This window comes from Neorhizobium phenanthreniclasticum, assembly GCF_040066075.1.
GTDB lineage: Bacteria > Pseudomonadota > Alphaproteobacteria > Rhizobiales > Rhizobiaceae > Neorhizobium > Neorhizobium petrolearium.
In genome coordinates this window covers 34,594-54,900 of the sequence record NZ_JBEAAL010000034.1, presented here as the reverse complement: position 1 = coordinate 54,900, position 20,307 = coordinate 34,594, and the positions used below count along the sequence as shown (strand labels likewise).

Below are 20,307 nucleotides of genomic sequence, written 5' to 3'. Positions count from 1 at the left end.
CCTGATCTGTCAGACTATGTGCAATGATCTCCCCACTGTCGGCGTCAACAGCTAGATGCAGCTTTCGCCAGCTGCGTCGGGATTTTACGCCGTGTTTTTCTTCCAGCCATTGGCCAGCACCATAGATGGCCGTGCTAGAAATACAACCCGCGATTTATTATCGATTAACCAGAAGATGCTGTCATTCGGGGAGGTTTGGTTTTGCGTCCTTTTAGACTTGTTGTCACGGAGAAGGACGATGCGCAAATTCCAGGGGTCAGCCAGAAGCCCCGAATTCATTCCAGTTGCCTCGATGCGCGGGGTCTTTTTTCATCCATCGCCGATCGGGGCGGCTTGCACGTGGTTCTTTTCGTCAAGCTCACCCATGCGGGTGCGAACCGGATGTGAACCAGCCACCAGATGGTACAATCTGCGCCTGCCGCGCGTTGCGTTGATTGGCTGCTTGATCACTGGCGCCGCATACCCTGCCTTGGCGCAGACTGCCTGGACCGGCGCAGCAGGGAACGACGATTGGTTCGACGCCGGAAACTGGGACACGTCCACCGTGCCGGATGCCTCCAACTCTATCGAAGTCGACCCCGGCAACGCAGTGATTTCCGGCAACGCCGCTGAAGGCGACAATGTCTCCATAGGGTCTGGAGGGACGGTGACCGTAACAGGAACAGGATCCACGTTGACGACCACGGAAACCCGTACGGATGGGGGAACGTTCACTATCGAGGATGGCGGCCTTGTCACCAACAGCAGCGGCGTCGTAGGTGGCATTGCTACTATCTCAGGCACCGACGCTGGCGGCAATGCATCAACCTGGATCAATAACGACTATTTCGCGGTCGGCGATGGCGGGGCCGGCACACTGAATATCCTCGACGGCGGCAAGGTTATCGTCAACACCGATGCTATCCTTGGCCAATCATTCCACGGCAATGCATTGGTCTCAGGGCCCGGGTCGTCCTGGGAAAATACCGGACGGCTGACCATCGACAACGGAAGTTTGCGTATCGAAGACGGCAGCAGTGTCTCGAACACATTGGGTATCGTCGGTGATTCAGACACTGGTGATGCAGTTGTGACTGGCCCAGGCTCGAACTGGCTCAACACGGGACAGCTGACGATCGGGAGCTTCGCTACGGGTACTATGCGCGTCGAGAACGGCGCTGCCGTCATCAGCAACCAAGGCTATGTCGGCGCCAGTGTCGGCAGCGATGGAAGTGTCACCGTGACGGGGAATGGCTCCAGCTGGCAGGTGACGGATTTTAACCTCACCCTGGGGAATTTCGGCGTCGGCTCGATGACCATTGACGACGGGGGGCGGGTGTTCGCAAAGACCGGGGTTTGGCTTGGTGTTTCGGCAACTGATGCAATCGGAACGCTGAACATTAACGGCACGCCGGGTGCTCGCGGGGTATTGGAAACCAGTGGATTTCGGGGCGGCATGGGAACCGCGGATCTCACGCTCGATGGGGGCATCGTGCGAGCCATCGATGACAATGCCGTGTTCTTTTCCAACTATGGCACTCAGCAGGTGCAGTTGGGAGCTGGTGGCGGCATCATCGATACCGATGGCCATGACATCGGCATCGCTCCTGTAATTACCGGCGTCGGCCGCTTGACCAAGGACGGCCTGGGCACCCTCACCCTGACCGGCGAAAACATCTATGGTGGCGGCACTACAATCACCGACGGCACGTTGCAGCTCGGTGACGGCGGAACGACGGGCTCTATCCTTGGCGACGTGACCGATGACGGCATCCTGGCCTTCAACCGTTCGGATGTCGTGACGTTCGGCGGGACGATTTCGGGAACGGGGGGCGTCTATCAGATCGGCACGGGGCAGACTATCCTCACGGCCGACAGTTCAAGCCTCACCGGTGTTTCACAGGTCCAGAACGGCATCCTTTCGGTCAACGGTATTCTTGGCGGCGCGATGGAAGTCAGAGGCGGGCGGCTTCAGGGCATCGGCGAGGTAGGAGACACCACCAACTTTGTCGGCGGCGTCATCGCGCCCGGCAATTCGATCGGCACGCTGACTGTTTCCGGCAATTATATCGGCAATGGCGGTACCCTGGAAATCGAGACAGTGCTCGGAGACGACAGCTCCACTACCGATAAGCTGGTCGTTACCGGGAACACGTCCGGCAGCACCGATGTTCACGTCATCAACGTCGGCGGCGCCGGGGCGCAAACCAGCGAGGGCATCAAGATTGTCGATGTCGTCGGCACGTCAGCCGGAAGCTTCACACTTTTGGGCAGTTACACGTTCGAAGGTGACCCGGCCGTAGTCGCGGGTGCTTATGCCTATCGCCTTTATCAGGGCGGCGTCAGTACGCCCGCCGATGGTGACTGGTATCTGCGCTCGGTCCTGTTGAATTCCGATGCGCCTGATACTCCACTCTACCAGCCGGGTGCTCCGATCTACGAGGCCTATGTCGGGGTATTGCAGAGCTTCAACGAACTCGACACGCTGCAACAGCGCCTGGGCAACCGCTCGTGGTCTGACGGCTCGGTTACAGCGGACGCGCAGCCCAATGCCGATACTGCCGGACGCGGTATCTGGGGGAGAATCTTGGGCCGCCATACCAGCATCGATCCAAGGGACTCGACGACCAGGGCCAACTACGACGCAGATATCTGGCAATTGCAGGTCGGGGCGGATGGTCAGCTCTATTCCGGAGACTTAGGCGATCTCATCGGTGGTTTTTCTGTGCGCTACGGCACCATCTCCGCCGATGTGTCCTCAAGTTCTGGCGGCGGGTCGATCAACAGCACGGGCTATGGTGTCGGCGGATCGATGACCTGGTACGGGAAAACCGGCTTCTATCTCGACGCCCAGGCGAACGCCACCTGGTACGACAGCGATCTGTCCTCCTCCACTGCCGGCACCAGCCTGATTTCGGGCAATGATGGCTTCGGCTATGCATTCGGGCTGGAAGCCGGCCAACAGATGGCGCTCGATACCAATTGGTCAGTTACTCCGCAGGCGCAGTTGACCTATTCGGCAATCGACTACGACGACTTCACCGACGCTTTCGGCAGCACAGTTTCGCTGACGGAGGCCCACAACCTCAGGGGACGCCTCGGTATCTCCGTCGACTACGAGGATAACTGGATTGACGGCACGGGTCAGACAAGCCGCCTCCATGGCTATGGCATCGCGAACCTCTACTACGACTTTCAGTCGAATTCGGATGTCAGGCTTTCCGGTGTCAAGCTCGCAAGCGAACAGGACCCGCTCTGGGGCGGCCTCGGCCTTGGCGGCACTTACAATTGGAGCAATAATAAATATGCCCTTTATGGCGAGGCCACGGTCGACACCAGTCTGAACAATTTCGGGGACAGCTATACCCTGACTGGGAGAATAGGTCTGAATGTCAAATTCTAGGCTGCAAAGATTGATCGGAGACAAGATCGACAATACGAAAATATCAAACGAAGATTGCAATAGCTTCTGGGGTGATGTCAGGTTAACTTGGGCTGAAAGATTTGCGGCTATTTCGCGGTGATGAGCAAGAGCCCAGTTAGCTACAAGCGCCATCGTTTTCCTCGCGCTGTGACCGCCCATGCGGTCTGGTTGTATTTTCGTTTTCCATTGAGCCTGCGTCTGGTCGAGGAAATGTTGTTGGAACGCGGCATCATGGTTTCCTATGAGACGATCCGATGCTGGGCAAAGAAGTTTGGCCCGGACTATGCCGCTCGCTTGCGTCGGAAGCCGCCAAATCCGGATGATATTTGGCATCTGGACGAGGTGGTCGTGATGATCGGTGGCCGGAAGCACTGGCTCTGGCGCGCGGTCGATCAAGACGGCTATGGACTCCACGAGATCGTCCAGACCCGCCGCAACGCCAAGGCTGCCAGGCGCCTGCTGATCCGGTTGATGAAGAAGCAGGGATGTCAGCCGAAACGTATCGTCACCGACACGCTTCGCTCTTACGGTGCGGCCCGGCGGCAGTTGATGCCCACAGTCGAGCATCGATCACACAAGGGGCTGAACAACCGCGCCGAAAACTCGCATCTTCCTCTACGGAAACGAGAGCGGGTGATGCAGCGATTTCGCTCGCCAGGCGGACTGCAACGTTTCGTCAGCATCTTCTCTGCTGTCCGAAATCTCTTCGTCCCAGCACGATCTCGGCACTCAGCCTTCAACATCCATCTACATCGCCTTGCAGCGATGGCCCATTGGAAGGGCGTCGCTGGAATTGCCGCCTGAACACTCCGCAGCACCCCCGATTCCTAGCCGCGGGACTTAACCTGACATCACCTCGGGAACTCGTGCATCATCGCTGTATCGGATGGCGTCCGTCTCCAAGTGCTGCGCCGTATCGATGGGAGTTCGAGGAGGATGGCATACCTTTCGACGTCGCCGTCAAACCGCAAATCACCACAAACGATCTGCATCTTATGGTCCGGACCGCGCTCGCCGGCAGCGGCATTACATTTGCACTCGAAGAGACGTTTCGTCCATATATCGTCCGCAGCGAGTTGATCACGGCGTTAGACGACTATCTGCCGCCCTTTCCGGGGTTCTTCATCTACTTCCCCAATCGCCGGAATATGGCGCCCAAGCTGCGCGCGCTCATTGACCACGTTCGCGCGTATAGACTGACGTCGTCCTAGCTGTCAGTAGCTAGAGCTCACTGGGTTTTGTGCGTCGGGTTGGGCACCTATAACGCCCAGCAATTCCCTGGTTCGGCGGGCCCAAACCAGGCCCAGGTGGCGCAGATTGCTGAGAATGGGCACGCGGCTCCAGAAGGTCAGACTGGCAAGACCCGCGGCGAAAACGACGTTCGTCACTATGGAAGAAGAGGCTGTTGTGGAGCCTCTTCACGGATCCGCCTGTTTCGCCGGATGACAGCCGGCTGTCAGATCTTAAGCGTAGTTGATGGGCAGCCAGTCGTAATTCGTGCTGTCTTTGCGGACATGGCCGATGCCCGGAAAGGCGATATGCGCGCCTGCCACCAGATATTTGCCGTCCACCGCCTGCCTGAACGCAACCTCGCGTGCAGCCACAGCGGCTTTCTGGTCGATATCGAATTCGATAGCGACGCCGGGTTCATCGAACTGCAGAATATCGCCATGAGTGATGTCGCCCCAGAATACGATCTTCTGGCCTCCGCCTTCCAGCGTGATGGCGCTGTGACCCGGCGTATGTCCCGCATACAGAATGGAACCAAGACCGGGAACGGGCGCTGCGTTGTCCGCGAAGGTTTCGAATTTTCCGGCTTCAACGTATGGCGTCACGCACTGATCCGCCTCGCCAAAATGCTGCTTGACGATGCCGGTCGCCGCCTTGGCGTTTGCCGCACTCAGCCAGAATTTCGCCTCGCGTTCATTGACCCGTAATGTGGCGTTGGGAAAGGTGCGTTTGCCATTTCTTATCAACCCGCCGGAATGATCAGTATGAATATGGGTGAGGACGACATCATCAATGTCATCCATCTTGTAACCGGAAGCCTCAATGTTGGACTCGAGTTTGCCGAGCGATGGCCCTAGATAGGCACCAGTGCCTGCGTCGATCAGCACCAGTCTTTCTCGAGTGTTGACAAGGAAAGCGTTGACGGAGGTTGGGACCATTTCCGGCAGAAACGCGTCTTTTAACACGTTTTGTGCATCGTGCTCGCTGGTGTTGGTGTAGAGCTTGGCAAGCGGCAGGGCTACAGTTCCGTCCGACAGCGCCGTGACCTCCACGGAGCCGATTTTCAGCCGGTAGAAACCCGGTGCCTGAACAGCGGCATAGGGTGCCTTGGCGAAGGCGATTGATGGTGCGACGAAGGGTGCTGTGACCAGACCGGTCAGAGCGCTTTTGAGAATGGAACGGCGGGATGGCATGGCTTTGCTCCTTGGGTGAGGGTGTGGAACGGCTTGCAAGTTCCTGCCCTTGAGCTAAGGATGTCTCGGTCAGCAATCAAATCGATACCACGCATGCAAGTCATTGATCATTTCAATCTACGTTCCTTCGACCTCAATCTTCTCGTCGCCTTCGACGCGATGATGGAAGAGATGAGCGTGACCCGCGCGGCGCAACGGCTCAAAATTCAGCAGCCTGCGATGAGCCACAACATATCGACCCTGCGCACGCTTTTTCAGGATGAGCTTTTCATCCGTGTAGGACAGGTGATGAAGCCCACCGCACGAGCGCTGAATTTGTCCGGCCCGGTGCGGCAGGCTCTGCGGCAGGCGCAGGCGGCGGTGTTGATGGCGGATGCATTCGATCCGGCCACCGAGCAACGTACATTCCGGCTGGGACTTTCCAGCGAGGTGGAACTGCTATTGCTGCCCGATCTGACGGCACGGCTGCGGGATATCGCGCCGGGTATCCGCATTCTCGCCCGCGGTGGTGATGCGGCGGAGGTCGACGCGATGCTGGATGCGGGCGTCATCGATCTGTCTGTGGGGTGCAGCTATCTGCCGGACTCACGGCACCATAGCGAGCCGCTGTATCAGTCCAGCGTATTGTGCTGTTTCAATCCGCAATTGCTGAAGCTTTCTAACCCTGTGGGTCTGGATGCGTATATGGCGGCACAACACGCGGTGATCTCCCAAACTGACAGCCTGCATGGCTGCGTTAAGGATGCGCTGGATCATGCGGGCGCAGAGCTGGAAGTGGTGGCGGCAGCACCCGATTTCATGTCGATATTGGCCACGGCGCGTTCATCTGCGGTAATTGCCACCGTGTCTTCGCGCATCGCGCTTCGTTACGGGCCGCTGTTGGGGCTCGAGGTCAGCGCGGTGCCGTTGGCACTTTCTTTTCCACCGGTGGCTATGGTCTGGCCGCTTCAGACAGACAGCGATCTTGGCTGCGCATGGTTGCGGCAGCAAATCCGTGAGGCCATGCTGAGGACGAACGGGGGTAATGTCGCGGATATTGCGGCCTGACGTTTCGTAATGATCAGCGTGTGTTTCGGGGCCTCGCCTTGAACTGACTCGAACCATCGACCCCGTGATTTGAGTCAACTGCACAACACGCAGTCACGAAAAAGCGACAACCTCTTGCAACGAATACCGGCTGCTCTCTTTCAAGAGCATCTCGACATGGAGCGCCTCGCACACTCCTTAGCTCCGAGCGGGTTTCCACCATATCGGCAGCTGACAACACCGACGTACTTGCCATCCCAAACCAAGCGCATCACAACTAGAGTCATGAAACTGGAATTTCATGGGATCAGTTGTGCGCACCAAAGAGCTATCGTTTCTAACCCGTGTTCGGCAAATCTTGCCGCGTCTCCATCCGGCTGAACGGCGCCTGGGGGAGTTTGTCTGCGATTTTCCCGGCGAACTCGCGAGCTATTCGGCGCAGGAACTTGCGGCCCTTGCCCATGTGTCCAAGGCAACCGTCTCGCGTTTCGTCCAGCGTCTAGGTTATGAAAACTATGATGAAGCGCGGCGCCATGCGCGAGCAGAAAAGCAGACCGGTTCGCGGCTGTTCCTGACAACAGCGGCGGATGCCGGCGCTGAACAGTCCGTCGCAGCGCATGTGGCCCAGGGCGTCGCAAATCTGGAATCGACGTTCCTGGCCATATCGGATAGCCAGATTTCATCCGCCGCATCGGCCATTGTCCAGGCGCGCAAGGTCTGGGTGGTGGGCTTTCGCGCCAGTCATCCCTTCGCAAGCTATCTGCAGTGGCAACTGACACAGGTTGTGGAGAACATCGTCGCCATTCCCGGCGGTGGCCAAACCCTGGGCGAACACCTGGTAAGCCTTGCCCATGACGACGTGGTGATCGTCTTCGGCCTGCGCCGGCGCATTGCCCGCATGGACCTTGTCCTCGAGCAGATCGAAAAATCGAAAGCCAGATTGCTTTACGTGACGGATGAAGGGGTCTCCTTTCTCTCCAGCGCCACCTGGCATTTCCGCTGCCACACCCTGGCTCCGGGGCCACTGTTCAACCATGTCTCGGTCATGGCCCTGTGCCATCTCATCACCACGCGCTGCATCGAAATCTCAGGCGTTTCGGGGCGCAACCGGCTACGCGGTATCGAAGTGTTGAACGATAGCCTCGAAGAGCTGTGAGCCGCTTTTGTGCACCTGCATGAAATGATCGGTCATTATTTAATCTAAAGAAAACTTCGTTTCATCACTGGTTTTCGGGTATCGTGCATTCAACTATCTGATTCAAAATATGAAACTATGATTTCATGTAATCTGGCATGAAATCTGCATTCCATATCGGTACTGAAAGGCGCATAAGACGCCGGGGAACGAACTGCTGGAATTTCAGGCAATAGTAATGCTGATGCTGATGCCTACCCCGATGTCGATCGCGTCCGAAAGCGTGAATTTGATTTTCTGAACACCGCGCCTGTTGGCCAAGAAAGGATAATCGCATGTTCAACCGCCTCATGATCACCCTGACGAGCGTTTTGTTGTTTTCCACCACGCCGTTTTCTGCGGCGCGGGCCGAAACCATCACACTGCGCGTGCTTGGCCAGCCCTCGGGATCAGGCCTCATTGCCCAGCAGAAGGAAAAGCCGTTTTTCGAGGCGCTGGCCGAGAAGACCGGGCTCGACATCAAGGTCGAATACCTGCCCGTTGACGTCGCCGGCATTCCCGATACCGATGGGCTGCGCATCCTGAAGTCGGGCCTGTTCGACATCGTCTCGATCCGCGGCCCGCAGGTCAGCCGTGATGAGCCCTCCGTGCTCGGCCTCGACCTCGTTGGTCTCAACACCAGCTTCGAAGCCGGCAGGAAGCATATAGACGCTTTCAGCGGCTATGTCGGCGCAAGGCTGGAAAGCCAGTTCAATGCCAAACTGCTCGGCGTCTGGCCGGCTGGTCCGCAGGTGATCTTCTGCAAGCCGGAGGTCAAGGGACTTTCCGACCTTAAGGGCATGAAGGTTCGCGTCGGCGACCAAAGCGCGGCGAACTTTGTCGCCAAACTCGGCGCCACAGGCATTTCCATGCCGTTCGGCGAAGTGCAACAGTCCCTGTCACGCGGCGTGGTCGATTGCGCTATCACCGGCCCGGCCTCGGCAAACTCAGGCGGCTGGCCTGAGGCCGCAACCACCGTTCTGCCCGTTGCGCTGCAGCTGGCGGTCAACGGGTACGCCATCAATCTGAACAGCTGGGCCAAATTCACGCCGGAACAGCAGACAAAGCTCGCAGGCGCCATCAACGAACTTAATGCAGATATCTGGGCGTTTTCTAAGGAGCTCTATGAAGACGCCATGCGCTGCAATACCGGGCAGCCCCCCTGCGAACGCGGCAAGCCCTACAAACTGATTGAGGCTGCGGTCTCCGAAGCCGATCTCAAGACCGTCGCCGCTGCAGTTGGCGAAGTCTCCCTGCCGACCTGGGCCAAGCAGTGCAACGCCGTCGCTCCCGATTGCGAAGCTGAATGGAAGAAGTCGGACGGCGTAGAACTCGGCCTCTGACACCATTGACCGGCGAAGGAGAGGAGACCATGCAGACCTATGCACGCATACTTGGCATGACATTCGGGATCATGATGATCCTTTTGTCTCTGGCCATTACGGCCGAGACACTGCTGCGAAAGTTCTTCTCCTATTCGCTGGGAGGGATTGATGAACTGGGCGGCTACGCGATTGCCATCGCCGCCCCGCTCGCCTTCACCGTGGCTCTCGTCGAGAATTCCCATATCCGCATCAACCAGTTGACGGCGCTGATGCCGAAAACGGCCCAGGCCGTGCTTAACGGCATCTCGGCGATCACCATCGCGCTGCTGGCGGGATATTTTTTCTACTTCACCGTCGATACGGTTATCGATACCCAGACCTATCAGTCGATTGCCCAGACACCCTGGGCGACGCCACTGATTTATCCGCAGACCGTATGGCTAGTCGCCATGGCAACCTTCCCCATTGCCGCACTCGTTTTTGCCGGCAGAGCCGTGATGTTGATGTCACACGGCGAATGGCAGGTGCTCAACCGGCACTTCGGCCCGGTCTCCGCCCAGGAAGAACTGCAGGCCGAGCTCGACGACCTCAAGAAGCGCGAAGGAGCTGCCCAATGAGCATTGCCATCGTGGGTATCGGCTTTGCAGCCATGTTGGTCCTGATGTTCCTGAGTTTCCCGGTCGCGGTGGCGATCATCGCCGTTGGCGCGCTGGGCGGCTACCTGATGTACGGCATGCCGCTCGTCGACATGATGGGCGGGGTGATCTGGTCGAGCCTCAACAGCCCGTCCATGCTGGCTATCCCGTTGTTCATGATGCTGGGGGAACTGCTTCTGCGGGGCGGCATTGCCGACCGCATGTTCGACGCCTTGGCGGTCTGGCTTGCCCGACTGCCGGGTGGCCTGCTGCACACCAATATCGCGACCTGCACGCTGTTTTCCGCTACGTCAGGCTCGTCGGTCGCAACGGCGGCAACAGTCGGCACCATCGCGCTGCCGGCGCTCCAGCAATACAAATATCCGATGAAGCCGTCGCTTGGCTCACTGGCTGCAGGCGGCACACTGGGCATCCTCATTCCGCCAAGCGTCAACTTGCTGGTCTACGGTTCGCTCGCCAACACCTCTGTCGGCCAGCTCTTTGCCGGCGGCGTGGTGCCCGGCATCCTGATGGCGCTCAGCTTCTCGATCTACATCTTCCTGGTCCATGGCAAGGCCGGGGCAGAGGCGAAGGATTTGATTGACATGCCGCTACGCCAGAAGCTCGCACTTGGCAAATACCTGATCCCACCCTTCATCATCTTCGGCGTCGTCATGGGCTCGATCTACGGCGGTCTGGCAACGCCCACGGAATCGGCGGCCATTGGCGTAGTCATCGCATTGTTCTTCGTCGGGATCAACGGCCGCCTCAATTTCGACCTGCTGGTCAATTGCTCGATCCAGGCCGCCAAAACCAGTGGAATGGTGATGATCGTGCTGGTCTGCGCCCTGTTGCTCAATGTCACGATTTCCATGACCGGCGCCGCGCAGGCCATGACACAGTGGATCGCATCCTTCGATCTCAGCCAGATCGCTTTGCTCTTCGTTCTGCTGGCCTTCTACATGGTGCTCGGCACCTTCATGGACGCCATGTCGATGCTGGTGCTGACGGTGCCGATCGTGATCCCGATCGTGATTGCCGCGGGCATAGATCCGGTCTGGTTCGGCATCTTCATCGTCATTATGTGCGAGGTGGCGCTGATCACCCCGCCTGTCGGCATGAACCTGTTCGTTGTGCAAGGGGTGCGCATCGACGGTGGCCCCTACAGCGACGTGATCAAGGGTGCCGTCCCTTACGTTGTCATCATGATGGTCTTTGCCATCGTCTTGATGTTCTTCCCCGGCATCGTTTTGTGGCTTCCAAACATGCTGGCGGGCCGATGATGAGCAGCCTCGCGTCCTCAGAAAAGGAGGCGCCGCAACGGCGCCTCCTGGTCATCAACCCCAACATCAATCCGACTGTCACACAGCGTGTCCGCCAAGTTGCAGAAGCAATCGTAACGCCGGAAACCTCGGTGACCGTCGTTAACCCGGCGGAGGGACCGTTTTCCATCGAGACGATGGAGCATCGCGACGCCGCCGTGCCGCAAGTGCTCGACCTCGTGCGCCGCACGCTCAATAACCGTTTTAACGCCTATGTCTTTGCTTGCTTCGACGATATCGCGCTGTTCGAAACGCGGGAGATGACCGGGGTTCCGGTGGTTGGAACCTGTGAGGCAGGGATTGCTGCGGCGCGCACCATGGCCGCACGGTTTTCCATCATCACCACGGTCCATTCCGCCGTGCCCGGCATCCACCGCCTGCTGGCTCGCTACGGGGCTGCCGATATTTGCACGGTTCGAGCGGCTGGTATTGGTGTCGCTGCGGCCGCGGGAGGAGACAGCGATACGGAGAGACGTATCCTGTCAGCGGTGCGCGAAGCAGTCGACCAAGACGGTGCGAAGGCAATTCTGCTTGGTTCAGGTGGCCTGACCGGACGCGCAAATGACCTTGAGCAGCAGTTTGGTATTCCGGTGATCGACGGCGTCGCTGCTGCTATTAAGATGGCGGAAGGGCTAGTTTACCTGAGGAGCCAGATTCTTTAGCCGTGTTCAAGCCAGGTCCATGCAGGATCTGAGCTTATTGCTCTTGATGCGATTAGAACTGGCGACCCCCCTTTTGACCACGCGATGACAACGATTTGTCGACCTTGCGCTCAGGTAATCTCGCCTCCGTCCAACATTATTCGTTCAGACGATCAATCAAACGCTTCATGAGATCCATTCGTTCATGAAGAATCGCCACGATGAGGGCGGGCGCATCCTCTCGAGGCAGACAAAAGACGTAGTGGTGTTGGCATCGCGCCATTCGTAACGCCGGATAAAGCGCGCTCATATCCTTGAAAGGACCTTTGCCCTCGGCAAGGTTTGCGATACCTCGCTCCAAACCCGAGACGTAGCGGCGTACCTGGGCAGCACCCCATTGCGCACGTGTGTAGCGGATTACCGAACGTAGATCCGATTCCGCCTCCGCGGTAAGAATGTAGGCCGTCAAGCACGACCCTCGGCAATCTCCTCGTCGAGGATCTCACCTACGGTTTTGGTCGACAGTCTTCCGGCGAGCCCCTCATTGACGCGCGTGTTCATCAACGTCCTCAACTCCTCCCAGGCTCGTTCTCCATCTGGGTCACCGGGAAAGAGGCGCTCAAGTGCATACTGCTTGATTGTCTTGCCCTGCAAAGCGGCCAGCGCCTTTAGGCTTTGATGTTGTTGGTCCGTTATATCGATCGTCAATCGGCTCATCTAACGTGCTCCTGAACTGAGAACTCCCACATTAACACATATGTGGGTATGTGGCCACCGCCGATACCTCTGATCCGATGTCGCCTGGAGGGATCTGCTATTTCGAAGAAGACCGATCCGCCCTAGCTACCTCTGCTCGAGCAGACCCCCAGACACCGGTCACTAGACGTGTGCGTGCAGTTGATGAGAGCTGAACCGGCGGCCCCGCTCCATAACGATAGCGGCATAACGCCAATTCATGGACGTGCGACCTTCAATATCTGGTTCACCTGGAACCACCGATACTGCGACTAGATCCTGCGCCCAGTAGCCTCATCGAACAGATGCAGGCGCTCGATCGGAAAGATTAGCGAGATGTCATCACCCGGCCCAAGCCTTACCCGCTCACGGGAGACCACCACCGTGTTGACGCTGCCGACCTTGCAGAGGAGCAGCGTCTCAGCGCCGGTCGGCTCGATCGTGCTGATGCTGGCGACGACACCCGGGCCTGCCCCGACGACGATATCCTCCGGGCGGATGCCATAGACAATCCTGCGGCCTGCGAGATCCGAGCGGCCGCTGGGCAGCGGCATGACCACATCTTCCTGCGTGCGCATGACCAGGCCGCCGTCACCGGCTTCCGCCGTGCCGGAATAGAGGTTCATCGACGGCGAGCCGATGAAGGTCGCGACGAAGACGTTGGCGGGCTTGTCGTAGAGTTCGAGCGGCGCGCCGACCTGCTCGACGATCCCGCCCTGCATGACGACGATCCGGTCGGCCATGGTCATGGCCTCGATCTGGTCGTGGGTCACGTAGATGGTGGTCGTCTTCAGCCGCTGGTGCAGTTCCTTGATCTCGGAGCGCATCTGGACGCGCAGCTTCGCATCGAGGTTGGAGAGCGGCTCGTCGAACAGGAAGACCTTCGGATCGCGGACGATCGCGCGACCCATGGCGACGCGCTGGCGCTGGCCGCCGGAAAGCTGCTTCGGATAACGCGCCAGCAGGGCATCGAGCCCGAGGATGGACGAGGCGCGCTTCACCGCCTGCTCGATCGCCGGTTTTGCCTCGCCCTTCAGCTTCAGCGCGAAGCTCATGTTCTCGGCCACCGTCATATGCGGATAGAGCGCATAGTTCTGGAAGACCATCGCGATGTCGCGATCCTTGGCGGCGATGTCGTTGACGACAGTGTCGCCGATGCGGATCTCGCCGTCGGTGACGCTTTCCAGCCCGGCGATCATGCGAAGCAAAGTGGACTTGCCGCAGCCGGAGGGACCGACCAGCACGACGAACTCGCCGTCCGGAATATCGATATCGATGCCGCGCACGACTTCGGAATCGTCGTAGCTTTTCTCAAGTTGGGAAATCTCGACCCGAGCCATGGGAAAACCTCTTCTTATTGTTTGAGACCGGAGCCTGCGACGCTCTTGATGAAGTAGCGCTGAAGGAAGGCGTAGACGAGCACGATCGGGGCGAGCGCCATCGTCGCTGCGGTCATCAGCATGGGAATGTCGGTGCCGTAGCGGTCGTCCTGCAGAAGCGCCAGACCGAGCGACATGGTGCGCATGTTTTCGCCATTGGTGACGACGAGCGGCCAGAGCAGGCTGTCCCATTCGCCGAGGAAACGCAGGATGGCGAGCGAGATCAGCGACGGCACGTGCATGGGCAAGACGATCTGGAACAGGATGCGCCATTCGCTGGCGCCGTCGATGCGAGCGGCCTCCAGCAACTCGTCCGGCGTGCCGAGGAAAGCCTGGCGCATCATGAAGATGCCGAAGCTGCTGATCGCGGCGGGAATGATCAGGCCCGCATAGGAATCCAGCCAGCCGAAATCGCGCACCAGGATGTATTGCGGCACGAGGATGACGATGAACGGGATCATCATCGTGGCGATGATCGAGCCGAAGACGATGACGCGGCCGGGGAAACGGTATTTCGCCAGTGCAAAACCGCACATCGACGAGAAGAACAGGTCGAGGACCGTAATCGACGTCGAGACGATCAGGCTGTTGAGGAAATAGCGGATGAAGTCGATCTTGCCGAATACGTGCCCGATATTCTCGAACAGGCGCGGCTGCGGCGGGATGTACCAGAGCGGCTTGGTGAAGATGTCCTGCTGCTCCTTCATCGTCGTCACCACCATCCACAGGAGCGGCGAGATGATGACGGCGGAGGCGGTGATCAGCAGGACATGGATCAGCAGGCCCTGCGGATCGAGCTTGAACTTCCCGCGACGGGACTTCGCCTTGCGGCGCACGGCGGTCGCCTGGTTTTCGCTGGCTGTGATCGTCATGCTTGCGGCCTCAGGACACGGAACTGGATCGCGGTGAGCACCAGCAGGAAGCCGAACATGACGACGGCCATGGCCGAGGCATACCCCATACGGTTGAAGCCGAAGGCGACCTCGTAGATGAGATAGGGCAGCACCTTGGTGGCGCTCGCCGGCCCGCCGTTGGTCAGCGAATAGAACAGGCTGAAGGCCTGCGAGGCGCGGATGATCGAGACGACCATGACGAACAGGATGAAGGGCTTCAGGAGCGGCAGCGTGATATGCCGGAAGAGCTTCCAGCTGCCGGCGCCGTCCATGCGCGCCGCCTCGTAGTAGGAGGTCGGGATCGCCTGCAGGCCGGCCAGGAAGATCACCATGTAATAACCGACATTCTTCCAGACGCTGACGATCAGCACCGCCGGCATGGCGAGATCCTTGTCGTTCAGCCATTGCAGGCCGGCTATGCCGAAAGGCTCGGTAAACATCAGGTAGAGGCCGCCGACCGGCGTGTAGACGACGCGCCAGATCATCGCCACCGCCACCATGGTCAGCACGGCCGGCGCGAAGATGATCGCCTGGTAGAGTCCCCTCCCCTTGATCTTGCGGTCGAGCAGGATGGCAAGGCCCAATGCCAGCGGCAGTTCGAAGGCGATCAGGATCAGCGTGTAATAGATCGTCACCAGCGCCGAGTTCAGGAAGGTCTTGTCGGAAAACAGCCGGATATAGTTCCGGAAGCCGATGAACTTCGGGGCACTGACGAGATCCCATGAGGTGAAGGACACGTATATCGCGTTGGCGACCGGATAGAAGACGAAAACGCAGAAGAACAGGACGGCGGGCGCCACCATCAGCCAGGCCGTGCCCGGATAATGGTAGGTCTTCGTTTTCCGCCGTCCCCTTTTAGGGAGGGAGGGGCGCTGCAGGGTTGCAGCGCCGGACATCGGCTCAGTCATTGGGTCGATAGCTCCCCTTTTTTTATGTCATGCGCAGTCGGATCAGCGGATCATTCCGCCACGAGATTGTCGATCTGGTCGGCGAGATCGGACACGACGGCTTCCGGCTTGTCGCCATTGGCCGAGATGCGATCATAGGCTTGCGACACGGCGCTCGCCAGTTCGGCGAAGCGGTGCGTGTTCGGCAGCGGCTTGCCGATCGCCAGATCCTGGAAGAACGGCATCGCATAGGGCAGCGCCTTGACGACCGGAGTTTCGCGGAAACCCTTCCAGGGCAGGACGTAGTTGGCTTCCTTGAACCAGATGTCGCGGCTTTCCGGACGCTGGGTCATGTAGGACACGAACTGCCATGCTTCCTTCTGCATCTTCGAGGTCGAGCTGACCATGTAGATCCACGGGTTGAGGCGGGTCGCCGGCGTGCCGTCCTTGAACTGCGGCAGGCGGGCGACGCCATAGACGCCGTCCTTGAAGGTGACGTTCGGGTATTTCTGCTCGATGCCCGGCGCAAGCCAGAGGCCGGCATTCAGCATCGCGACGCGGCCGGAGGCGAAATCGTCGACCGGATTGATGGTCGGCGCGAGGCCGAGCGCCGACACCTGGTTCGCTCCATGGAACGTATCGTAGACATACTGGAAGGCCGCCAGGCCGGCGTCGTTCTTGAAGCCGTTGGCCGAACCGTCGGCATTGAGGAAATCGACGCCCTTCTGCGGCAGCAGCGAGCCCCAGTAGTAGAAATGCGAGGAGGCGCTGCGGGCCATCCAGCCCCAGCCGGCGCGGGTGACGGTGCCGTTGCCATCACGCTTGATGAGCTTCTTGCCCATCTCGGTGACTTCGTCCCAGGTCGTCGGCGGCTTTTCCGGGTCGAGGCCGACTTCCTTGAAGAAGTCCTTGCGGTAGTACATCGAGATCGAGGCCAGATCCATCGGCATGGCATAGAGCTTGCCGTCGACGATGAAGCCGTCCAGCGCGCCCGGCTCGAACGCATCGATCAGCTCCTGCTGCGACTTGAAGCCGAATGCGGTGTAATCGACCGGCGAGACCAGCTTGCGGTACACATAGTTCGCAAAGTTGTTGGCGCCGACCGAAACGAGGTCCGGACCACCGCCGCCGCCGGTCCAGGCGGTGAGGATCTTGAGCTCGTTCTGGTTGGTTTCGAAATTCTCGTGCTGGACCTGGATGCCGGCATCCTTTGCGAAGCCCGGAACCATGGTCTGGTTCACGATCTTCACGCGGGTGTCGTAGTTATGGCCCCAATATACCAGCTTGCCGGCGGCCTGTGCAAAGGCGGCGCGGACGCTCGGCCCGGCAAGCGTCAGGGCGGCGGTGGAGGCGCCCAGTGTCTTCATCAACGAACGACGTGAAATTATCATCATGCTCTCCTCTGTTTCTTCGTTTGGGTCGTTTGCCGTTCCGGCGGTCGTCTACCTGCCCATGGCGTAGCTCATACGCCTTGGATCTCCGGCGCCCGAAAGAACGCCGGTTCCGGCGTCCCTGCGGATGGCGCATATTCCTCCCGAAAGCGCGGCCAGACGCGGCCAGGGCTTCGGGTCGTGTCCCAGGTCCTTCAGCCGCGGGCCGACCTTGTTGATCAGCGGCTCCTCGACATAAACGAGGCCGGGCCTGGCCGAATGCGGATCCTCGGTCGCCGGCACGCCGTAGCTCGCCCAGCGCGGCGTCTCGACGGCGGCCTGGAGATCGGCGCCGCGATGCAGGTGGTGCATGAGAAACTGCAGCATGGCCTGGGTCTGCACCTCGCCGCCCGGCGTGCCGTAGACCATCAACCCTTCCGGCCCCATCATCAGGCCCGGATTGGGGGTCAGCCGCGGTCGCTTGCCCGGCGCTACCGCATTCGGGTTGGCCGGATCGAGCGAGGCCTGCAGGCCGCGGTCGGACAGGCCGAAACCGAGGCCGGGGATCATCGGGGTCACAAGGATCGTGCTGTCGCTCGGCGTTGCGGAAAACGCGTTGCCGTGACGGTCGACGACGCAGACATAGGTGGTGTCCGGGCTGCGGCGGCCAGGTCTTGGGAGGGCATCATTGTCCGCAGCCCGGTGGTAGGCGTCGAGCCCACCGGTCAGTTCGGCCGCATGCGCATCCGACAGCAGCCATTCGGTATCGATCTCGTTGATGCGCGGATCGCCGTAATAGCGGTTGCGCTCGTGAAGCGCCCGCTCGGCGATCTCGATCAGCAAGTGATGCAGTTCGGCTTCCGGCAGCACGGCGATGTCGTAACGCTCCGCCATCTTCAGCATCTGCAGCACGGCAGGCCCCTGCGACCACGGCCCGCAGCCGTAAAAGCACCGGCCGTGATAGGTGACCGACAGGACCGGTTCCTCCGCCGCCTCGTAGGCCGCCATGTCGGAGGCGCGCAGGAAACCGCCCACTTCTTGCGAAAACCGTCCGGCGATCTCGGCGATCTCGCCGCGGTAGAAACAGTCGCGGGCGGCGCGGATGCCGTTCTCACGGCTGCCGCCGGCGGCCTTTTCGGCGGCGGCGAGCCGCTCCAGAGTTTCGGCGAGCGCCACTTGGCGCAGCGGCTCGCCTTCCTCGGGCACCCTGCCGTCGGCCATGTAGACTGCGGCATTAGACCAGCCGGTCCAGAGAGGAGCTGCCTCGATCAGGTTGTGCCTGAGGAAATAATAGACGGGAAACCCGTGGCGGGCGAGGTCGATTGCCGGCGCCAGGGCCTCGGCGGCCGAAATCGTGCCGTATAATTCCAATGATTTGAGCCAAGCATCGAGCGCGCCCGGCACCACCCAGCGCTGCGGAGCGGCCGGAATTCGCCCGTTCCCCGCCGCCTTCACGGCCTCCAGCGTGGCCAGCGCCGGCCAGTGGCCGATGCCGGCAATGCTGGTCACCAGATCGCGCCCCGACATATGGATCAGAACCGGCGCCACGCCGCCCAGGTTTGCCATGTCCGGCTGGGTCACATTCAGCGCGAAACCCGCTGCAACACCGGCGTCCACGGCGTTTCCACCTGCCTCCAGGACGATGAGCGCTGCATGGGCGGCCAAGGGATGCCCCGCAGACACCATATGGCGGCTTCCCAAAAGCAGCGGCCTTGTGGTGCGGGCATTGGCGAAACTCATCCAAATTCCCTTGCGTTCAGAAGCGGGATGATGCGACAACCACGAAAACTTTGGTCGGCTGCTTTTAATCAATCAATTGGATTTAATCAGTCTCGCCGAAGAATTGCAACAAGATTCTGACAAAGTCCGTTCAGGAGCAGCCATGCTGTTTGGTACCAATCTCGACCGCGCCCAGCGTTTCAACCGAAGGGTCGTGCTGGAAACGATCCGGGTGAACGGACCGCTCTCCCGCGCCGAGGTGGCAAGGCTCACAGGCTTGTCCGCCCAGACGGTCACCAACATCATCGACCAGTTCAAGCCGGCGGGCCTCCTGATCGAGAAGCCGCGCCGCACCGGCGGCCGCGGCCAGCCTCCGATCGACCTGGTCATCAATCCTTCGGCCGCCTTCTCCTTCGGGATTTCCTTCGACGACCGCAGTCTCGTCGTCGTCCTGCTCGATCTCGGCGGCGAAATCAGGGCCGAGGTGGAACTGCCGGTGTCGCATCCGACGCCCGGCATCATCCTGCCGCTCATGGAAGCGGCCGTGAACCAGCTGATCAGCAAGACGCGGATTTCCCGCGAACTCATCTGGGGCGCGGGCGTCGTCATGCCGGTGCTCGTCTCGCAGGGCAATCCGACGGCGCTCGGCCCTAGCTCGGTGCCGGACTGGCAGAATTTCCCGGTCGCCGAAAAACTGCGCGAAAGGCTGGACCTGCCGGTCTTCCTCGACAACGACGCCACCGCGGCGGCGATCGGCGAGCTTCTGTTCGGCGCCGGCCGGCAGTTCTCGGATTTCTTCTACATCTATCTCGGCGTCGGCGTCGGCGGCGGCATCATCATTTCCAGCCGGCCCTATCGCGGCGCCTTCGGCATGTCCGGCGAAATCGGCCATATGATCAGCATGCCCGGCGGTCGCCCCTGCCCCTGCGGCAACAGGGGATGCCTGGAGCGCTACGTCTCGCTTTCGGCCGCAGACGCCGCCTTCCGGGAAGAGCCCGAAACCTTCGGTGCGATCAATCTGGACGAGCTTTACGAGGGGTTCGAAGCGCAGGATCCACGCCTCGTTGAGTGGCTGGACGAGGCCGCCGAACATCTGCGCAACGCGATCGTCTCGGTCGAAAACCTCTTCGATCCGCAGGCCGTCATCCTTGGCGGACCAGTGCCCGACACCATTCTCGACGCGCTGATCGCGCGCATCGAGCCCTCGCTGATCAGCGTCAGCCACCGGCAGGGCAATGCGTCGAGCCGCCTGCTGAAGGCCGAGACGGGGCTCGACAGCCGCGTGCTCGGCGCGGCGTCGCTTGCCATCTTCGACAGCATGACTCCGGATTTCTCCGTGTTGAAAAAGGAAGCGGTCGAGGCCGAATGACCCCGG

At 60.0% G+C, this 20,307-nt stretch carries 17 protein-coding genes and 2 pseudogenes; 10 read left to right on the top strand and 9 right to left on the bottom strand.

What is annotated here, in order from left to right:
• Positions 1–127: pseudogene (locus ABK249_RS29595) on the bottom strand (IS5/IS1182 family transposase); the annotation flags it as partial.
• Between the two features lie 111 nt (positions 128–238).
• On the opposite strand from ABK249_RS29595, the gene ABK249_RS29590 reads away from it, so the two are divergent.
• From ABK249_RS29590 to ABK249_RS29580, 3 genes and pseudogenes are all read left to right on the top strand, one after another.
• Positions 239–3,382 (top strand): autotransporter family protein, encoded by a 3,144-nt coding sequence (locus tag ABK249_RS29590; RefSeq protein ID WP_227705580.1) that lies wholly within the window; start codon positions 239–241, stop codon positions 3,380–3,382.
• A gap of 120 nt (positions 3,383–3,502) precedes the next feature.
• Positions 3,503–4,207 (top strand): IS6 family transposase, encoded by a 705-nt coding sequence (locus ABK249_RS29585; protein ID WP_227705579.1) that lies wholly within the window; start codon positions 3,503–3,505, stop codon positions 4,205–4,207.
• A 14-nt stretch (positions 4,208–4,221) separates the two neighbouring features.
• Positions 4,222–4,614, top strand: a pseudogene (locus ABK249_RS29580) (LysR substrate-binding domain-containing protein); the annotation flags it as partial.
• Between the two features lie 252 nt (positions 4,615–4,866).
• Here ABK249_RS29580 and ABK249_RS29575 read toward each other — a convergent pair.
• Complete coding sequence (locus ABK249_RS29575; protein ID WP_037148915.1) at positions 4,867–5,826, bottom strand: MBL fold metallo-hydrolase; 960 nt, start codon at positions 5,824–5,826, stop codon at positions 4,867–4,869.
• A gap of 93 nt (positions 5,827–5,919) precedes the next feature.
• Here ABK249_RS29575 and ABK249_RS29570 point away from each other — a divergent pair, with 93 nt between their 5' ends.
• The 6 genes from ABK249_RS29570 (at position 5,920) to ABK249_RS29545 (ending at position 11,970) form a co-directional block, all read left to right on the top strand.
• The gene (locus ABK249_RS29570) at positions 5,920–6,873 is read left to right on the top strand and encodes a LysR family transcriptional regulator (RefSeq protein ID WP_037148917.1); all 954 of its coding nucleotides are present in this window, start codon (positions 5,920–5,922) and stop codon (positions 6,871–6,873) included.
• Positions 6,874–7,165: 292 nt separating this feature from the next.
• On the top strand, positions 7,166–8,008 hold the full coding sequence (locus tag ABK249_RS29565; protein ID WP_227705885.1) for a MurR/RpiR family transcriptional regulator: 843 nt from the start codon (positions 7,166–7,168) through the stop codon (positions 8,006–8,008).
• A 314-nt stretch (positions 8,009–8,322) separates the two neighbouring features.
• Entirely contained in the window at positions 8,323–9,369 is a 1,047-nt protein-coding gene (locus ABK249_RS29560; protein WP_348864693.1) for a TRAP transporter substrate-binding protein, read from the top strand.
• Positions 9,370–9,398: 29 nt separating this feature from the next.
• Positions 9,399–9,968 carry a TRAP transporter small permease subunit gene (locus tag ABK249_RS29555; RefSeq protein ID WP_227705577.1) on the top strand — a complete coding sequence of 190 codons (570 nt, stop codon included), beginning with the start codon at positions 9,399–9,401 and terminating at the stop codon, positions 9,966–9,968.
• The gene (locus ABK249_RS29550; protein ID WP_037148928.1) at positions 9,965–11,269 is read left to right on the top strand and encodes a TRAP transporter large permease; all 1,305 of its coding nucleotides are present in this window, start codon (positions 9,965–9,967) and stop codon (positions 11,267–11,269) included. Before ABK249_RS29555 ends, ABK249_RS29550 begins: the two co-directional genes overlap by 4 nt.
• Positions 11,266–11,970, top strand: a complete 705-nt coding sequence (locus ABK249_RS29545; RefSeq protein WP_200883931.1) for an aspartate/glutamate racemase family protein — start codon at positions 11,266–11,268, stop codon at positions 11,968–11,970. The genes ABK249_RS29550 and ABK249_RS29545 overlap by 4 nt, the downstream gene beginning before the upstream one ends.
• 136 nt (positions 11,971–12,106) lie before the next feature.
• Here the strand turns inward: ABK249_RS29545 and ABK249_RS29540 are convergent, their stop codons facing one another.
• The 7 genes from ABK249_RS29540 to ABK249_RS29510 all read right to left on the bottom strand — a co-directional run bounded on the left by ABK249_RS29540 (position 12,107) and on the right by ABK249_RS29510 (position 18,953).
• Positions 12,107–12,418, bottom strand: a complete 312-nt coding sequence (locus ABK249_RS29540) for a type II toxin-antitoxin system RelE/ParE family toxin (RefSeq protein ID WP_348864691.1) — start codon at positions 12,416–12,418, stop codon at positions 12,107–12,109.
• Positions 12,415–12,666, bottom strand: a complete 252-nt coding sequence (locus tag ABK249_RS29535; protein WP_227705575.1) for an antitoxin — start codon at positions 12,664–12,666, stop codon at positions 12,415–12,417. The genes ABK249_RS29540 and ABK249_RS29535 overlap by 4 nt, the downstream gene beginning before the upstream one ends.
• Before the next feature lie 290 nt (positions 12,667–12,956).
• Entirely contained in the window at positions 12,957–14,024 is a 1,068-nt protein-coding gene (locus ABK249_RS29530; RefSeq protein ID WP_227705574.1) for an ABC transporter ATP-binding protein, read from the bottom strand.
• A gap of 14 nt (positions 14,025–14,038) precedes the next feature.
• Positions 14,039–14,935 (bottom strand): carbohydrate ABC transporter permease, encoded by an 897-nt coding sequence (locus tag ABK249_RS29525; RefSeq protein ID WP_227705573.1) that lies wholly within the window; start codon positions 14,933–14,935, stop codon positions 14,039–14,041.
• The gene (locus ABK249_RS29520; protein ID WP_227705572.1) at positions 14,932–15,864 is read right to left on the bottom strand and encodes a carbohydrate ABC transporter permease; all 933 of its coding nucleotides are present in this window, start codon (positions 15,862–15,864) and stop codon (positions 14,932–14,934) included. The genes ABK249_RS29525 and ABK249_RS29520 overlap by 4 nt, the downstream gene beginning before the upstream one ends.
• Before the next feature lie 50 nt (positions 15,865–15,914).
• A complete protein-coding gene (locus tag ABK249_RS29515; RefSeq protein ID WP_280107546.1) occupies positions 15,915–17,237 on the bottom strand; it encodes an extracellular solute-binding protein in 1,323 nt (440 codons plus the stop codon).
• A gap of 48 nt (positions 17,238–17,285) precedes the next feature.
• A complete protein-coding gene (locus tag ABK249_RS29510) occupies positions 17,286–18,953 on the bottom strand; it encodes a gamma-glutamyltransferase family protein (RefSeq protein ID WP_227705570.1) in 1,668 nt (555 codons plus the stop codon).
• Between the two features lie 142 nt (positions 18,954–19,095).
• Here ABK249_RS29510 and ABK249_RS29505 point away from each other — a divergent pair, with 142 nt between their 5' ends.
• Positions 19,096–20,301: an ROK family transcriptional regulator gene (locus tag ABK249_RS29505; RefSeq protein ID WP_227705569.1), complete on the top strand. Its 1,206-nt coding sequence runs from the start codon at positions 19,096–19,098 to the stop codon at positions 20,299–20,301.
• The last annotated feature ends 6 nt before the right edge of the window (positions 20,302–20,307 follow it).

Excerpts from the sequence above, each read along its gene's own strand:
- ABK249_RS29530 (WP_227705574.1), bottom strand. The coding sequence starts at position 14,024 with ATGGCTCGGGTCGAGATTTCCCAACTTGAGAAAAGCTACGACGATTCC.
- ABK249_RS29545 (WP_200883931.1), top strand. The coding sequence starts at position 11,266 with ATGATGAGCAGCCTCGCGTCCTCAGAAAAGGAGGCGCCGCAACGGCGC.
- ABK249_RS29550 (WP_037148928.1), top strand. The coding sequence starts at position 9,965 with ATGAGCATTGCCATCGTGGGTATCGGCTTTGCAGCCATGTTGGTCCTG.
- ABK249_RS29525 (WP_227705573.1), bottom strand. The coding sequence starts at position 14,935 with ATGACGATCACAGCCAGCGAAAACCAGGCGACCGCCGTGCGCCGCAAG.
- ABK249_RS29520 (WP_227705572.1), bottom strand. The coding sequence starts at position 15,864 with ATGACTGAGCCGATGTCCGGCGCTGCAACCCTGCAGCGCCCCTCCCTC.
- ABK249_RS29555 (WP_227705577.1), top strand. The coding sequence starts at position 9,399 with ATGCAGACCTATGCACGCATACTTGGCATGACATTCGGGATCATGATG.
- ABK249_RS29575 (WP_037148915.1), bottom strand. The coding sequence starts at position 5,826 with ATGCCATCCCGCCGTTCCATTCTCAAAAGCGCTCTGACCGGTCTGGTC.
- ABK249_RS29585 (WP_227705579.1), top strand. The coding sequence starts at position 3,503 with ATGAGCAAGAGCCCAGTTAGCTACAAGCGCCATCGTTTTCCTCGCGCT.
- ABK249_RS29560 (WP_348864693.1), top strand. The coding sequence starts at position 8,323 with ATGTTCAACCGCCTCATGATCACCCTGACGAGCGTTTTGTTGTTTTCC.
- ABK249_RS29590 (WP_227705580.1), top strand. The coding sequence starts at position 239 with ATGCGCAAATTCCAGGGGTCAGCCAGAAGCCCCGAATTCATTCCAGTT.
- ABK249_RS29535 (WP_227705575.1), bottom strand. The coding sequence starts at position 12,666 with ATGAGCCGATTGACGATCGATATAACGGACCAACAACATCAAAGCCTA.
- ABK249_RS29570 (WP_037148917.1), top strand. The coding sequence starts at position 5,920 with ATGCAAGTCATTGATCATTTCAATCTACGTTCCTTCGACCTCAATCTT.
- ABK249_RS29510 (WP_227705570.1), bottom strand. The coding sequence starts at position 18,953 with ATGAGTTTCGCCAATGCCCGCACCACAAGGCCGCTGCTTTTGGGAAGC.
- ABK249_RS29505 (WP_227705569.1), top strand. The coding sequence starts at position 19,096 with ATGCTGTTTGGTACCAATCTCGACCGCGCCCAGCGTTTCAACCGAAGG.
- ABK249_RS29515 (WP_280107546.1), bottom strand. The coding sequence starts at position 17,237 with ATGATGATAATTTCACGTCGTTCGTTGATGAAGACACTGGGCGCCTCC.